An 18572-nucleotide genomic window follows, 5' to 3' on the forward strand; every position below is an offset into this window, starting at 1 on the left:
ATTAAGCGCTAGCCTTAAATAAATCACGTAAACTTGCACTACAGGTCACTTCAGCCGCTGTAATTTTACTAATAATACGATTTTCCTGATCAATTAACAAAACATCGCCAAGCACAGATTGTCCTGATTGCTTGATAATGTTCAGTTTGATAAAGAAGTCTTCACCTACTTTAACATCACGGAATAACTGCCACTGTTGCGTGCTAGTAGGCAAACTACCGGCATTCATTATTTTACTCGTCCAAACTAATAGGGCTTGATACACCAAATCATTCGCTAAAACGTTATTATCGGCGAGTGTAAATTCCCCTTGGGCAGCAACAGAAGTAGATTCAATAGCACATTCAATTAGTAATCCAGACTCATCTAATTGATGAACGTATTTAATACCCTGTAAACTTTTACCATGAAATAAACTGCCATCTGAATATAAGGCTTTAGCTTCCGGAGATTGTTTTTTAACACGTTGCGGAAGAATGCCTTGATACATTATTTGCTCTGCATTGGTATTGACGGCAGATTTAAGTAAATTAATGACAGCACGATAATGAAAAAATGGTTTAGCAGATTCTTTTTCACTACTCACAACCACTTCAATCGCAACAGATGCGTCAGACTCTGCAACTATTTTAGTATCGAGCACATATTGTTTAGCTTCTTGCCCATCAAAAACAATACCTTTTAATAATTTAAAGTGCTCAAGACTTTGATAACAATAATCAGGATATAACGCTTCGCAAGTTGAGCGCATCCACGCCATTGCACAAACAGTCGGTAATACCTGCTGTCCATCAATTTTATGGTCAGCAATGAATAAACTATCCCCGTGATTGAAGGATTTTGTAACCCGATGCGTTAAGGGAGTCACTGTTTCACTCACTTTATCTACTGCACTGTTCTGCAAATGCTCAGATTCAGTATCAACTTCAGCACCACTACCCGACATATCAGTGCCCACCACGATCTGTACACAACGATTACTGTTTGCCGCCAATTCACTGGCTAATAACATCGCCCCTGATTGAATAGGAATAATGTACACACCACGCTCATCAAACATACGTTTCAGCTCAGGTGTTACCATGCCGCCGTCCCAAGGTCCCCAGTTAAAACTAAGCACTTGTGCCGCTGGATATAAAGCTTTAAAGCGATAAGCAGCTTTATTAAGAATTTCATTGGCAATAGCATAGTCTGATTGCCCAGGGTTACCATAGAACCCAGCTGCAGAGGAAAATAAAACTAAGTGTTGCAATTGACTTAACTCACAACAAGCTAATAACGCATCTAAACCTTGTATTTTAGTGTTATAAACTTGATCAAACTCAGCCAGTGTTTTTTGCTCTATAAACTTATCTGCCAAAACGCCTGCACCATGTATAACACCAGTGATAGGTCCCCATACGTCACAAATAGGTTGAACGACTTTTTTAAGGTTATCTTGATCACACACATCTGCGCTAACATACTCAGCAATACCACCAAACGCTTCAATACTTTGTAGTGTTTGTGTTATTTCACGGTTTGCTAATACCGGCCCAATCAATTGTTTTATCAATTTAGGACTCGGTTTTTCACCGTTATTGAGTAAATATTGCATTGCAGCTTTCTTTAACTCACTTTCAGTGGCATGACTTAGTGACCAATCATCTTCCTTAGCTTGATAACTTGAACGTCCTAGCAAGATAAATTTACATTGATATTGCTTAGCAATTTCGATCACACAATGCGCCGTGACACCTTTTGCGCCACCACTGACCAGAAAAACTGCATGATGACCTAACTTACTATCGCTGTCTAATGCATAACTATCAGTGGTTTTAGCCACTAATGATAAACGCCCCTGTTGATTAAAACCGACTTCAACCGGTAGCATCTGTTTATCGTTAAGTTCACCCAGTACTATTTTCGCTACTTTCGCTGCGCCGTACTTGGTAGGGACATCAAGAATACGACAGAATACATTATCCCATTCGTGAGCTAACGTTTTCACTAAACCAGATAAACCACCTTGCACAAGATCTGCTTTTTTCTCGACATTATGGGTAGCAAAATCGCCACCTTGTCGAGTTAATACCAAAAATGATGCACGGTCACCATTATTTATTTGATTCAGTTTACTCAACTTCGCTAATAGAAAAGCAAGTTGTAACCCTTTCTTATTATCCGTAGAAAAGGTAATCCCCTCAATCACCGTTTTGGGGTGCAAATAGATGATGGATTGCCATTCGTTTTTGCTTTTTAATAAAGATTGTAATGAATCTTCTATTAAATCAGCCAAGATTAAATGCTCAATATCATCAACAAAACATTTAGTTATACTTTCTTCCACCCATGTAGGGGTAAGTACACTTACATTCCAACCTAATGCAGATAATTCATTTGCGATTAATACACCGCTGTCTAAACCATCATTAACCAGCAGTAAATTTTTGTTTTCAACACTTGAGTCCAAACACTCAAGTGCAGCAAGCTTTTTTATTTCTACCGTCGCACTAGGTGAAGGATTAGCCACAACAGTGGGTTCAAAGTTATTGTCTGCAGCCGTTGAAGGATAGCTGATAGTATGTAAAGGTGTTAAAGTCGGCAACTCAATTGAGCTTGATTGAACGGTATGCATATATTGAATAATTTCGTCTAATGTACGCATTTGCGATAACTGCTCAGCATCTAATTCAGGAAGGTCGGTAATTTCATCTTGCACTGCGCCTAAAATCTCAACACGTTTGATTGAATCAATCCCCAAGTCTGCTTCCATATCCATACCTAATTCCAACATTTCGACTGGATAACCGGTTTTATCCGCCACCACAGTCAGCATCACTTTCTCAATATGATTAAGATCCACGGTTATACGGTTAACAATATTTTCAGCACCGTTTACCTCATTATCATTGCCGTGTGCGCCAGGTGCAGGGTTTGGTATCAACACTGAATGCATATAGTTAACAATTTCAGCCAGAGTACGCATTTGTGATAATTGTTCTGCATCTAACTCAGGCAAGTCACTAATTTCATCTTGCACAGCGCCTAATATTTCAACACGTTTGATTGAATCGATCCCTAAGTCAGCTTCCATGTCCATACTTAGCTCAAGCATTTCAGTTGGATAGCCGGTTTTATCCGCCACCACATTGAACATGACTTTTTCAATATGATTCAAGTCAATACTCAAATAAGCAGTACTATTATCATTATTTTGCAGCGTTACTTTGTCATTATTATTGACCGCTAAAGGTTCAATTGTATTGACTGTATTAGGCGTAGTCACTGAATGCATATAATTAACGATTTCAGCTAACGTACGCATTTGCGATAATTGCTCAGCATCTAACTCGGGTAAATCCGTGATTTGATCTTGCACTGCACCTAAAATTTCAACACGTTTAATGGAATCAATACCTAAGTCTGCTTCCATATCCATGCCTAATTCCAGCATTTCAGTTGGGTATCCTGTTTTATCAGCTACGACCGATAACATGACACGTTCAATTGCATTGATATCGGTATGATTAGGTGTAAATATAGCAGTTGAATCTACGACATTTGACACTGAGGCATTCAATACGTCATCGTTGGTCTTTATGTTGCTATTCGCATGAACATTTACAGAAGCCATCACCTGATTCATATAAGTAACAATTTCCGCTAACGTGCGCATTTGCGATAACTGCTCGGCGTCTAATTCAGGTAAATCGGTAATTTCGTCTTGTACAGCCCCTAATATCTCAACTCGTTTAATGGAATCAATGCCTAAATCAGCTTCCATATCCATGCCTAATTCCAACATCTCTGTTGGATAACCGGTTTTATCAGCAACGACCGTCAACATAACTTTCTCAATCACGTCGATATCAACCTGAATGACAGGACTAACTTGGCCAGTAACCGATGTCATTACTTGATTCATGTAAGTGACAATTTCTGCTAACGTGCGCATTTGAGATAACTGCTCTGCATCTAACTCGGGCAAGTCACTAATTTCATCTTGCACTGCACCTAAGATTTCAACACGTTTGATTGAATCAATTCCCAAGTCCGCTTCCATGTCCATACTAAGTTCTAGCATCTCAGTAGGATATCCTGTTTTATCTGCCACGACCTCGAGCATGATTATTTCAATCGTGTTGATATCAACAAGGGGTGAAGATGTTGCCGCTTCAAAATGCGCAGTAGTGTCGGTTGCGTTGGTAAAATTTTGCTTAATAGGCTCAGCAACCGTTGTCATCACTTCGTTCATATAAGTAACAATTTCAGCTAACGTGCGCATTTGAGATAATTGCTCAGCATCTAGTTCAGGTAAATCAGTAATTTGGTCTTGAACTGCCCCTAATATCTCAACTCGTTTAATCGAATCAATACCTAGGTCCGCTTCCATGTCCATGCTTAGTTCTAACATTTCAGTAGGATAACCAGTTTTATCAGCCACGACCTCGAGCATGATGGTTGCAATCGCTTGAGCATCAACAGAGGCAACTGGCACTTTAACTAAGTCAGCCGATGCCTTAGTTTGCTGAGATTGAATAGTTTGGTGTGTTGCATTTAATTGTTGTAGAACATCCAGTTGAGATGGACTCGTACGGGCAACGTCATTTGACTCTGCTATTGCAGCAGAACTATTTGTATTGTTCGATGAATTTTCCACTGCATTATTTGCTGTAATGCTTGATGCGATACTTGATGTAATGTTCGATGAACGCTTAGATGTGGTGTTTACAGCATTATTGTCTAGCGTATTATTTGACTGTTCAGAACCTAATTCAACAGCCGAGACATTGTTCAACATTTGTTGCATGTTATCAGTTTGGTTATTCAAGTAAGTTTCATGTACTCGTAATGTTTCTGTTTGGAAATCATGGTACATAGCTAACGTTCTATCTAAACCTTCGGGCAATTTTTGTTGGCCCGCTTGTGCAGCAAGTACCGTTTTAAAGGTATCTGCGTACTGGTTTGGCCCTTCTAAATAAGCTTGGTGCACAGATAAAAGTTGTGATTGATGTTTAACAAATTGCTCTACGCTAGTTTCAATACTAGAAGCTAGTTGTTGGTTATTATTAGGAGTATTAGTAGATAATTGAGGACTATCTTGGCCTTGAATATTAGCGCCTGTTTGATCAGCTAAAGGCTTACCTTGACTATCAACATAAACAATTTTTTCTACCACCCTCTCTACTATTTTTTCAACCACTTTTTCAACAATAACTTCTTTAATTTCTGGATCTGCAGACGCTGTTGCTTGTGCCACTTTCCAATCATCAGTTAGCTCATCTTGAAATGCTTTTTTAGTTTTTTCACTAACATAAGAAGCACCCGAAAGCTTCATTGCAAGTGGTGATTTTTTAGGTGCAAATGTTGGGCGAGCTACTGCAGAATAAGGGTCTATATTGTCCAGTTCAAGGCCAAGCACTGCCATTTGAATAGCGGCTAAACGTAATTGTAAATCAGAACACTGCTTAGCGTTATTATTGGTTGCAATGGTCACCACATCTTTTTTATCACCTAAAATATTATCAACTAATCGTGTTAATATATTTTTGGGACCAAACTCAACAAAGATTCGGCCACCTGCATCGTACAAGCTATTTATTTCTTTACTGAACTGCACTGATTGTAAAATATGATCTTTTAATGCTGATTTAATCTGCTGCTGATCTTCGCTGTGTGCTTGACCTGTTGCGTTGGAATAAACGGCAATTTTAGGTTTATTAAAAGTAACAGAGTCAATCGCTTCAGCAAAAGGTTGCTGTGCATGCTCAACTAATGGCGTATGGAATGCAGCTGAAACCGGTAATGCAATCACCTTAAATCCACTGTCCATTAACTGCGTTGTTGCAGTTTCAATTGCTGCCGTTGTACCGGCAATAACGGCTTGATTATTTGCATTGTAATTAGCAATGCTCACGCCATCAATAAGCTTAATTTGAGATTCAATGACACTTACATCTCCAATGACTGCCGCCATTTTTCCTGAATCATAGTTACTGTTAAGTTTTTTGTTGTTCGCTTCAGTGTCAACATTCACATCGCTGTTAGGTGCAGCCATCGCTTGCCCACGAGCCATCGCAAGCTTCATGAAATCAGTTTCAGATAATACATCTGCAGCCCATAAAGCGGTCAACTCACCAAAACTATGGCCTGCGGCAAAATCAGCTTTAAATCCTGCTTGTTTAAAAGTATTGAATAACCCAACAGAGAAACTACCAATCGCAGGTTGAGCATATTGTGTTGCTCTTAACGCTAACTCTTGTTGAGCACGCTTTTGCTCATCGAAAACAGGGATAGGATATACAAACTGCGATAAGCTATTTTCACCAGCTTGATAAAATTGTTGGTCTATCGATACTTGACTCGCCATCATGCTTGGGAAATGACAAACTAACTCGCGCCCCATATTGACATATTGAGAACCTTGACCAGAAAATAAAGCCACTACTTTTCCAGTTGTCTGCATGCCCTGTTCTCGGTAATAAAGTCCAGTAGGTGCTGACCATTCACTACCTTGGTCAATGCTTAATTGCTGGATCATTTGTTGCAACAGTTGGATGGTTTGCTCAATCCCTTTTGCAACAAAACCACAACGAGCTTGTTGATCAGCAACTTTCTTAATAGGATAAGAAAGGATCAACTGATTAAGCGCATAAGGTTGTAGTTCAATGTCTACTTGTAATAACGCTAACTCAGTTTGTAAGGTATTAATCAATGCTTGTTTATTATCTGCAGTAAATAATAACGTTTGTGCGACCTCATTTAAGCGGTATGCACCTTGTTGACTTTGTGTGTATTCTTCTAATACTAAGTGAAAATTAGTCCCACCAAAACCAAATGAGCTAACACCTGCTTGACGTTTTGCACCATCAGCACGTTGCATCCATGGTCTGGTTTCAGTGTTGATATAAAGCGGTGTATTTTCGATGTCTAAATTTTGATTTGGTTTATCAACATTAATGGTCGCAGGTAACACTTTATGGTGTAAGGCTAATGAAGCTTTAATCAAGCCTGCCGCACCTGCTGCTGCTTTGGTATGACCGACTTGAGATTTAACAGACCCCAGAGCAACATGTTGTTTTTGATCGTTATTCTCACTAAATAGTAACTCTAACCCTCTAAATTCAGCTGCATCACCGGCTTTGGTGCCCGTTCCATGTGCTTCAATTAATCCACAGGTTTTTGGGTCAAACCCAGCATCTTGATAAGCACGTTTTAATGCTTTTAATTGGCCTTCAGGTCGCGGCGCATAAATAGATTTAAATTTACCATCCGATGAACTACCGATACCTTTAATAACCGAATAGATACGGTCACCATCACGTTCAGCATCTTCCAAACGTTTTAAAGCGATCATTCCCACACCTTCACCTATCATCATACCATTTGATTTATCATCAAAAGGACGAATACAATCACCGTCAGTAAACGCGGGCGTTTTAGAGAATGACATGTACATAAAGGGCGAGTTATCACAACAAATACCGCCCGATAACATCATGTCTGAACGATATTCTAATAGATCTGATACGGCCATTTTAATGGCTGATAAAGAGCCCGCACAAGCAGCATCAACCACGCAGTTAGTACCGCCGAAGTTAAAACGATTGGCAATTCGTCCAGCAATGACATTACCTAACATACCAGGAAATGAATTTTCCTCCCAAGGGATATAAGCTTTCTTAAATTTATCGACGATAACTTGCGTATCATCTTCACTCAGACCCGATGCTTTTAATACTTTTTCAAGCACAGGCCCTTGTAAGCGAGACATCAATTGTCCCCCTTGTTTTTGGCCACCACCAACGCCTAGCACAATGCCCATTTTATCGCGATCAAAACTACTTTCATCACTCACGCCCGCATCTGCTAATACATCTCGAGCCACCACCAAAGCCATTAACTGAGTAATGTCTGTTAGTTCTAATAAGTTAGGCGGTAAGCCAAATTCCATTGGATCAAAATCAATTTCAGGTAGAAAAGCACCCCGTTTACAATAACTTTTATCCGCTTCTTTTTTATCAGCAGAATAATAATCATCGATTGCCCATCTATCTTCAGGCACATCTTGAATGCCATTCACAGAATTGACAATAGTATCCCAAAACTGTCCCAGGTTTTTACTTTCAGCAAAAACCGAAGCCATACCAACAATTGCAATCGGCGTTTCTTGCAAGCGAGAGTTGAGTCGCTTATCTGACGCAGGGTTGGTGGTTTGCTTTTTTGACATTATTTTCTCCAATGGCATTACTATTAATTTGCTAACTGTTTACTGTTCAGTTAACAAATGAAATCTGCTTAAAAATTCATTATAATTTGCCGCTAATAAACGGCGGATATGGAACGGCGCGTGCTTCAAAACATATTGCATATAACGTCTAGCAGCATCGGCTTCATCGTCTTGATATAAATCCACATAAACCCATTGGCTATCAAGGTCATGTGCAATCAATAAACGATGTTTCTTGATTTTATTATCGCTATGCTTGTTACTTAATTTTTTATCAAGTTCAGGCAAAGTTGTTACACTCACTTGCACCACGTCAGAATAGGTTAAATGACGGGTATTCGCATTTCTTGCTTGATCCGCAAGTTTACTGCTTTTAGGAGTGTTCGCATCTTCCAAACGTAATTGATTTAATACTTCCAACATGGCTTGTGGATTCACCACTGAACTCATAACTTTATCGGAATTATTATCCTGAATCGCCACCGACACCTGCTGCTCTAATTTGATCAATTCACCAGCAGGATCGATATCTGCCAATTTTGAAACACCATGACGTTTTAAACAACGCTGTAATCCAGCACGAGAGGTGTTTGCGTTAATAAATTGGCGACAAACTTGTAGTAAATCATCAAGTGACAACATCAATCTTGTACGTAATTGCACGACAACGTATTGTTGTTGTAAGGTCAGTGTTGTTTTCGAATTTTTTGGAACATGAGAGGCATCTTCTAGTGTTTCGCGTTGACGCCATTTACGCACCGTAGATTCAGATATTTTTAACAGACGCGCTAATACCGCCGTAGGCAGTTCAGATGCACGAATAAAAGCTCTTATTTCTGGGGTAGTTGTCGCGTTTTTATGCTGTTTGGCGGTCAATAGAAGATTCACTAAAACGAAAAAGTATGTCTAATATACACAGGTATCATGCCCTATACAATCTACCGATACCTATATATTTTTATAGTCTGGTCAAACACGCACTTTTAGGGATATAACTTAAAATAAAATAGCAATAAGATAGTCACAGCATTGCCTAGAAAACCAAAATACTTGTCATCTAAAAAGTTTTTGCTTTTCCTTTTCCTTTTAAACAGTGGAAATGGAACAACTTACAACTCCCTTCTATATATAAAAAGGCTTAGTTAAGAATATGAGTTTTAAACTTTTAAAGCATTTATTTTATTAAGCAATGCAAAAAGTACCGCCACCAGCATCGCAAAACTAAGTGATACATAACAGAGTGCAATGCCCATGCTACCTTTAGGGCAGATATCACCCTGGTTCAATTCAAATACACTGCCCACAAATGCCAGTAACACAACCGGTGTCCACCCTGCGATGAAAAACCATTTAGCCTTATTATTGTGTGCTAATAACGTTGCGCCAAACATTAATAAATAACCCAGCGTCACCAGATAACAAGCGGGAATATTAACAACCGTTGGACAAGGTGCAATATCAGTTACGGTCAAATAAGAGACAGTTAACGCACCGTATAAACCGATGCTCAACAAAACCATTAAAATTACTTTTATTAGTCGCTGCATATTAATTATCTTTTAAATATTTTAAGTTAGACCTAGAGTGTTTATATGCACGATGTAATGCGTAAAGTGAGATAGAAAAAACAACCAAATGCACTACATTCATCGCCGCGGGTAATAACCACACACCAATACTTAAGCCAGTAAAGTAAGTGCTAAAGATAAGCCCTAATAATAAAGCAGGACTGAACAAAGCGACCCAACGAGGGTAAAGCGTTTTACCGATCACAATCCGCCATATCCATAATATAGACACGACCACCATTGCGAGACGTAATGCATTAACAAGCGGCTCATTATGTACACCAAATTCACTTAACAATGACTGTAGTTGAAGTACGATACTAGGATCCGTTGTCTCGGCTATTTCATGGGCAGTAAGCGCCAAATATATTCGACCTCCTAACCAAGCATTGCCTACCATAAAGGCATAACCACCCAATAATGTAATGATCCAACCATGTGTTTTACTCCCACCATGGATAAACATTTGTCCAAGATGCCAATAACCTAAAATATACAAGGGTGCCGCTAAAGTACTAAAAAAATGCCCTGTGGTTAACTTATCTTTAGTGACATTTGCAAAATAACCATAGCCTTCTGTTTCATAACCGCCGAGAGGAGAAAACTGTAATGTAAACTCTCCAATACCAACCAACAAAGCAGCCAGAAATCCAGCAATTCCCGTTAGCAATAATGTGTTATATGTTTTTTTATCCACCGTTTAACTCTCTTTTTAAGTGTGTATATTGCCTATAATTAGTAAGATGATACTGTCAAACTAAATCAGTAACTTAAGCTAGCTCGCTAAAATTAGCGGTCTAGAATGCGGGCTCTAAAACTAATATTCTGACAGCTTAATAGTTGAGTCAACTTTGGGTGAATCAATGTTCACGGTCTTGCCACTCTGATACTTCACTTGTACTGATTTAATTTGTGTCTGCTCTCCTAAACCAAAAAACACATCACTAGTTTGATCCGATCCTAAGCCTTCGCTGCTATAAAATTGATTGGTGTAAGTTTGACCATTATTCATCGTCAATATCACCAACGCTCCAATAGAGTTTGTCTCATCTTTAAAGGCAACCTTAAGCCAATGCCGAGTGCCTCCTTTGTTAATAAATGCACGTAATTTTCCATTTAAATTACCAATCACTGCATCAGGCCAACCATCTTGATTAAAATCTGATACCACAGTAGTAACACCAAAATGCTTATTACTAATACCAGCCACCTTTTCAACTGGTTTAAATGTGGTTGATTCGTATTGTTGTAATAGATTACCGGGGTAGATATCTAGATGTTCAACACCTGGGAAACGAATATAATTCTGAGTAATTAAATAATCAGCCAATGTATCGTTATTAAAGTCATAAGAGACGAGCCCCCAACCAAACCCGTATTTTGCAGCATTATTTTGTAACGCAGTATCTTTAAAATTAAAGTCGCCTTGATTCTCTAATAAAATGTAATCTTTATTTAATGTTTGTTGTTTCGTTAAATCACCTCGTACTAGAAAGTCAGGTAAGGTTTTACCAACATTACTAAAGTACAAATCCATTAAGCCATCATTATTATAATCACTAACCGCAATGCCCATTGGATAACTGTAAGTAACGGGCAGTTTGATACTTTCAAATGTTAAGTCGCCGTTATTTTTAAAGATGCGAACAAAGCCAGTATCTTGAGCAACGACTAAATCGCTTAACCCATTATTATTTAAATCCACAAGAACTGCGGTAAAAGTATTGTGTTGTTCATACACACCAGAAGCTTTTGTAATATCAGTAAAAGTATTGTCACCGTTATTTAAGAGTAAGTTACTAATGCCGCCATATTCTTGATTAAAGATCGTTTCACCTTCAACATATTCAGGTCGAATATAGTTAGACACATATAAATCCACCGCACCATCATTATTAATATCAGCAAATGAAACCGATAATGGCAGTGATTTTTTATCTAAAGGAAAGTCTATTTTCTTTCCCGTAAAACCTGCTCCGGTATTTTCATAAAAATAGACACCACTACTTCTTGTAACAAACAGATCCACTAAACCATCGCTATTCGCATCGATCGATGATGCGCCATAGGTAGGATCGTTATCGTCTTTGTCGAACCAGTTTTCAGATGGGATACGCACTAACGTATTATTGACATATTTTTGTAAGCTATCTTGCTGTCCAATCCCCCCACCAACAAAGATTTCATCGACATTATCGTTGTCTATATCAATAGCAGATAAGGCCATAAAAGGTAACGCAGCAACAAAGTCAGATTGATGTGTGAATTCGGTACTAATTTCACTAAAACGTAAGTCCGTTTCACCTTGCTCTTGTTCAGCACCTTGTATGACGTAGGTGACTATCTTTGTAAAAAAGAATCCAACACAAATTAAAAGGCCAATCACTATCAGCAATATTTTCATCCATTTATTCATAACTCTCTCCGGTTAATTTAACCATTTTATGCTTCCCTTTAAGCCTTGTTATCAATAAGACCCGAGCAAACACTTTAATCATTCAAGTTTTTAAAATTGATTAAAGTGTTGAGTAAAATAGAGGTCTTTGTAAACTTAAGTTTTTATAGTATGGAATAAAGAGTAGGTTAAAAATTGAATAAAGCAGAATCAATACAGCATTAATTAAAGAGGTACGGTAAAGGTTTATGATGTCGAGTACGGATTATCGAATATAGGCGAAGGCTTGTCGCCATTGAAGGCAAACACAAACAAAGGCTGACTAGGATATAGTGATGTAAATAAACAAAGTAAAATAACAACAAACCAAACCTGAGGGCTTAGTTTGTTGCTATACAAAATGATTCCCCCCCCATTAAAGCGTTATAATGGATTACTGTTAGCAGTAGCTAAGTAGACTGTGCCTAACGCCCTTGCAAATTAATTTATTTTAATAAGGCTTGCGCCAACCATGATTTAAATTGCGCAGCGGGTAAAGCACCGTTTACTGTATCAACTATCTTACCCTGTTTAAAAACCATTAGAGTTGGAATACTGCGAATATTATATTTTGCACCTAATTGTTGTTGGTCTTCGGTATTTACTTTCACAAATAAAACGGACATTTGCTGTTTTGCAACTTCAGTAAATGTTGGCGCAAAGTTAATGCATGGACCACACCACGGCGCCCAAAAGTCAACGACTACGGGTTTTTCACTATTAATCAACGCAGCTAAATTGGCATCGGTACCTTCAACAGGAGCACCTTGCAATAAATCTTTTTTACAACGTCCACAGCTTGGGTTCGCATCAATTCGATCAATGGGTAAACGATTCATTGAATGGCAATGAGGGCATCTAGAAGTGATTATATTCATTATTATGTTCTCTTTTAAGTCGATGGTTCAAAATTTATTTACTTGAATGAACTATTTTTAAATAGATGAATTATTTTTTTATGCCTTTCTCTTATTCTCAATTTCTTGGTTCATTCAATACTTTACTGATAAGTACTTTATTAAAGCATTTGTTTAAAACTACTCCTTACGATAATGCTACTTAAAATACAGCGAGGTTTAAAGAGAGGAAGAGAATAGTGCAGACAATTAATACGAAAATAAGTGTTATCTCGCTTTATTCAAAAATATTTACAACATTTAAGAAGCAAAATCTACAGATTACTAGCAACGAGCTTCACCTTACCTATGTATATCCGTTAAGCCTTGATCTGTGGCATTTAAATTTATTCATTTTACCACTTACTCATTTATTATTTTGAATGACAAGGAGTAATCTAATTGCCATTTTGTGAAGTGTATTTCATTGATGTTTATTAGATTTCTGCTACCCCCTTAATTTTATTGTGGAATATGATAGTGTACTTATCTTGTACTTAGCGTTATTCATCAAATGTAATTTTAATGGAGAACTACTCATGGCCACAACGACACAATGTTTAAAACAACTTCAAATTAACGGTAGCATTTACAACTATTATAGTTTTGATGCATTACAAGATAAGTATGACCTATCACGCTTACCCTTTTCCGCAAAAATATTATTAGAGAACCTACTACGCCATGCAGAACGAGATTTTGTTCAGCCAGAGGATATTGAAACGTTAGCAAAATGGGACGTGGATAACTGGCAAGATACTGAAATCGCTTTTGTTCCTTCTCGCGTTGTTCTTCAAGATTTTACAGGTGTGCCTGCGGTTGTCGATTTAGCCGCGATGCGAGATGCTATTGTAAAAATGGGCGGAGAAGCAGATAAGATCAATCCACTAAACCCTGTTGAACTCGTTATTGATCACTCTGTAATGGTAGATGTCTTCGGCCAAGCCGATGCTTTAGAGCAAAATACAGCCATTGAATTTCAACGTAATGGTGAACGTTATAAGTTCTTACGTTGGGGACAACAAAGCTTTGATAATTTTAAAGTCGTCCCTCCTGGTCGTGGTATCGTGCATCAAGTCAACCTCGAATATTTAGCACGCGTGGTGTTTAAAAATTCCGAACAAAACAATTTGTTATATCCTGATACTTTGGTTGGTACAGACTCACATACCACCATGATCAATGGTCTTGGTGTTTTAGGCTGGGGAGTTGGGGGCATTGAAGCTGAAGCCGCTATGTTAGGCCAACCAGTCACCATGCTATTACCTGAAATTGTGGGGTTTGAATTAATCGGAAAATTACCCGCGGGGACGACTGCGACGGATCTCGTATTAACGGTAACAGAACAGCTACGTGCAGCAGGTGTTGTGGGCAAATTTGTCGAATTTTTTGGTGAAGGAGTCAATCAATTAACTTTAGCAGACAGAGCAACCATTGCCAATATGGCGCCTGAATATGGAGCGACCTGTGGTATTTTCCCTATCGATCATCAAACCATTGATTATTTACAATTAACCGGTCGTAGCAGTCAAGATATTGCACAAGTTGAGGGTTATTTAAAAGCCATGGATATGTGGGGTATAGAGTCGCAAAAGAATGCGGTTTATCACAGCCGATTATTATTACAACTTGATCAAGTCGTCCCTTCTATTGCAGGCCCTAAACGACCTCAAGACAGAATATCACTGGACCAAGCAGGATCAGCCTATCGTGATTGGTTAGCATTACAAAAAGGACCACAACAAACGGAGCCTGATCAAGCAAAAAGTGGTTTTGAAAGTGAAGGAGGACAAGCGTCCACTATACTACCCGCGAGCGATGGTCGTGCTGGAGTTGCTTGTCAATATAACGGTAAAGACTTTATTTTAAAACATGGTTCTGTTGTCATTGCAGCAATCACGAGCTGTACTAATACTTCCAATCCCTCGGTATTGATTGCAGCAGGTTTATTAGCAAGAAAGGCGAGGCAACTCGGCTTAAATGTTAAACCTTGGGTTAAAACTAGTTTGGCACCGGGTTCACAAGTGGTCACTGACTATTTAGCGAAAGCTGGTTTAAACGAAGATCTCGATGCGCTCGGATTTCAGTTAGTAGGTTATGGCTGTACGACCTGTATTGGAAACTCTGGTCCTTTACCGACTGAAATTAGTGACGCAATACACCAAGGGAATTTGTCCGTTACTTCCGTATTATCAGGAAACCGTAACTTTGAAGGACGTATCCACCCCGAAATACAAGCTAATTATTTAGCGTCACCGCCTTTAGTGGTTGCCTACGCATTGGCAGGTAACATGGAAATAGATATTACGACCGAACCCTTAGGAAATGATAGCACAGGTAAGCCTGTATACTTACAAGATATTTGGCCAGATAATAACGAAATAAAACAGGTGATGGAAAAAGTTATTGATAGCTCAATGTTTATATCCCGTTATGCTGATGTTTATAGCGGTAATAAAGATTGGCAAGCATTGGACGTTGTACAAAGCCAAAAATATGACTGGCCAGATTCGACCTACGTTAAGCTCCCTCCTTTCTTTGCTAATATTACTGCTGAAGTACCAGAAATTACTGATATTAAGAATGCACGCTGTTTGTTAAAACTAGGTGATAGTGTCACAACAGACCACATATCTCCAGCCGGTTCTATTGCGCTTGATAGCCCTGCTGCAGCCTACTTAGAAAGTGAAGGTGTCGCGGCAAAAGATTTTAACTCCTATGGCTCTAGACGAGGTAATCACGAAGTCATGATGCGAGGCACTTTTGCGAATGTACGTTTACGTAATTTATTGGCCCCGGGCACCGAAGGTTGTTGGACGCGCATGATGCCATCCGGAGAACAAATGAGTGTATTTGATGCGGCGATGCAATATCAACAACATAACATAGCTTCCATTGTGTTAGCGGGTAAAGAATACGGTACAGGTAGCTCACGTGACTGGGCGGCAAAAGGACCTGCATTATTAGGTGTTAAAGCCGTCATAGCACAAAGTTACGAGCGAATTCATCGCTCAAACCTTGTGGGTATGGGTATTCTACCATTACAGTTTATGGAAGAAGATAGCGCCGATTCTTTAGCGTTAACCGGAGAAGAGCAATTTACTATTCCAGCGGTCAGTGCAGGACAGAAAACGGTGCGAGTAACAGTCACTGCTGAGGATGGAAGTACACGAAGCTTTGATGCACGCATTCGAATAGACACACCCAATGAGTTTAGCTATTACCAGCACGGTGGCATCTTACACTACGTGCTTCGTAACTTATCTGCTTAGCAGGTTATTATTGAAGTAGCCAGTTTGTAAGTGATTTAGAAAATGGCGTGTTTAGCTGCTTGTTGCTTAGCAGCTAAACACTTGTCCAGTTAGGTAATTATTAACTAGTGAAACGATTAAGCAGTTGAGCATTTAAAAGCTTAATAATCAACCACTTAAATAAGCGCCCGCTCATAAGGTTTGCTTATCGATTGATAAAAATACAGATACCGACGGAGCAAATCATTTACCTGTTTTATTCTATGAAAGCATTATTGAAATTTAAGAAATCACTGAGTATTGCTAAACTAGAAGCAAGTTTATTGAACCTTATCAAATACTTTTATATTGGGTTCTCCATATACAACTTGGTCCCTGCCTTTATGCTTAGCTTGATATAACGCATTATCAGCACGTTCAAAAGCGATCTCTGTATCATCAGATTCACAAAATGATGTGTAACCAATTGAGACGGTGATCGATAGCTGATCATTTTTAAATTTAAAAGGAATATTTTTAATACGTTCTCGTAATTTATTTAATACATAAGCAGATTGTTGCTCGGTAATTTCTGGTAGTAATAGCGTAAACTCTTCGCCTCCAAAACGTGCAATATAGTCGTTTTTACGAATTGATTTTTGTAACGTTTGTGCAATAACATGAAGGACTTTATCACCCGCTAAGTGACCAAAATTATCATTAATTCGTTTAAAGTTATCAATATCAATAATCGCAATATTAAGACGTTTTTGGTAAGTTTTAAAACGTAGCATTTCTATTTCTAGTCGTTCACTCCAAGCAGCCCGATTAGAGATTTTTGTTAAAAAATCCACGTGTAATTGTTTATTTTGCTGCTTAAGCGTTTTTTGATAACTCTGCGTTTCGTTTTGCAATTTTTTAATTTGTCTCACCATACTTTGAAACTTATGCCGGAATTTTTGCTCCTTCTTTTTTTCTTGAGCGGTAATAACATGTTGAACTTCACTTACATAGTTTTTAATGTGAGCACGCAACTGTGCGAGATCTTGTATCTCTTCACTTTGTTGTTTTAATAGTTGAGCATTTGACTCAATGGAGATAAAGGTTTCTTTTTGTTGAACGAACCCAGCCTCAGTGCTACTTAATGTCTTACTAAAGTTTGAATAAAACTCACTTAAATTATCATTTAACATATACAAAAAATGGCGAGAAGCCGTTCGCTCCTCACGTGTACTTTTAATGATCAGTTTAATCACTTGTAAACAATGATATGGCAACTGGGAGTGATCATCTTCATTGCAAATCTTAATTCTAAGTTTTTCAAGATCTTTAACGTGAGACTCACCTATATCCAATTCAAGAATGACTTGTTGCAGCTCTTTGTTGATGAAGGCGACATCATTTTTATTATCACAATCAGATTGCATAGAGCGTTGACTCAATTCAATTACGGCCTTTTGATAAATTTTTATCAGATCATTTAACTCAACCTGATGCTCAATAACACTATAAGCAGCGCTATTCTGCATATCATTAAGCTTACTTTTAATCGAGTTAGACAAAGAAGCGACTTGTCGTAATTGTCTTATGGAATGGCGTGAAATGAATCGCCCTTCCGATAACTTATCTTCTAAGGCATTAGGGATTGCTGATAACTGTTTACTACATTCTTTTAAAAGTGCAGCTTCTTCTTCATCATTAGATATATTTTGGAATTTTTTCAAAAATTTTATCTGATATTTATCAAACGCTTTATCCTGTCGATAGTGACGTTTGAATAATTGTTGGAGCAGTTCCAACAGTGCTAATGATGAGGCCATCAATTTAAATCCTTTAAATTATTGATTCAATTATTGATTGTTAATTGAATTTTAAAAAACAGTATAGCTAAATACTATATTTTTGATCATGCTTTTTACTTAAAAAACAATTTAAATGTACAAAAAATTGACCAAGCCATAACTTATGAGAATTACCTTATAATCTTGACGTATATTACACTATGTCAAATAAAAATTAATTACATCAATTACTTACTGCCGAATGATAACTAGTTACTTGTTAGTAAATTGTTTTAACTGTCTTCAATGCCTTTGAGGAAGAATAACAACATATTAAATAACAAAAAATAACCGCAGTTATTTTTAGCAAAGTAAAGTCAATTTATATAAATTTTCTCCTTATAAATTTTATGATAATGATAATATTATTTAAAAATTAATTATCGTTAAA

8 protein-coding genes are annotated in these 18572 nt (G+C 38.0%); 1 reads left to right on the forward strand and 7 read right to left on the reverse strand.

Features of this window, described 5'->3' with window-relative positions:
* Position 1: 1 nt before the first annotated feature.
* The 6 genes from H5084_RS05900 to trxC form a co-directional block, all read right to left on the reverse strand.
* A complete protein-coding gene (locus tag H5084_RS05900) occupies positions 2-8212 on the reverse strand; it encodes a type I polyketide synthase (RefSeq protein WP_182689866.1) in 8211 nt (2736 codons plus the stop codon).
* A 39-nt stretch (positions 8213-8251) separates the two neighbouring features.
* Positions 8252-9088, reverse strand: a complete 837-nt coding sequence (locus H5084_RS05905; protein ID WP_182689867.1) for a helix-turn-helix domain-containing protein — start codon at positions 9086-9088, stop codon at positions 8252-8254.
* A gap of 281 nt (positions 9089-9369) precedes the next feature.
* A complete protein-coding gene (locus H5084_RS05910; RefSeq protein ID WP_028867192.1) occupies positions 9370-9759 on the reverse strand; it encodes a hypothetical protein in 390 nt (129 codons plus the stop codon).
* A 1-nt stretch (position 9760) separates the two neighbouring features.
* Positions 9761-10477, reverse strand: coding sequence for a DUF6796 family protein (locus H5084_RS05915; RefSeq protein WP_028867191.1), 717 nt, complete (start codon positions 10475-10477; stop codon positions 9761-9763).
* 120 nt (positions 10478-10597) lie between these two features.
* The gene (locus H5084_RS05920; protein ID WP_182689868.1) at positions 10598-12196 is read right to left on the reverse strand and encodes a CRTAC1 family protein; all 1599 of its coding nucleotides are present in this window, start codon (positions 12194-12196) and stop codon (positions 10598-10600) included.
* A gap of 464 nt (positions 12197-12660) precedes the next feature.
* Complete coding sequence (gene trxC / locus H5084_RS05925) at positions 12661-13092, reverse strand: thioredoxin TrxC (protein WP_028867189.1); 432 nt, start codon at positions 13090-13092, stop codon at positions 12661-12663.
* A 557-nt stretch (positions 13093-13649) separates the two neighbouring features.
* On the opposite strand from trxC, the gene acnA reads away from it, so the two are divergent.
* A complete protein-coding gene (gene acnA, locus H5084_RS05930) occupies positions 13650-16382 on the forward strand; it encodes an aconitate hydratase AcnA (protein WP_182689869.1) in 2733 nt (910 codons plus the stop codon).
* Between the two features lie 299 nt (positions 16383-16681).
* Here the strand turns inward: acnA and H5084_RS05935 are convergent, their stop codons facing one another.
* Positions 16682-18160, reverse strand: coding sequence for a GGDEF domain-containing protein (locus H5084_RS05935; RefSeq protein ID WP_182689870.1), 1479 nt, complete (start codon positions 18158-18160; stop codon positions 16682-16684).
* Positions 18161-18572 lie beyond the last annotated feature (412 nt).

It is taken from the genome of Psychromonas sp. SR45-3 (assembly GCF_014163575.1).
GTDB classification, from domain to species: Bacteria; Pseudomonadota; Gammaproteobacteria; order Enterobacterales; family Psychromonadaceae; genus Psychromonas; species Psychromonas arctica.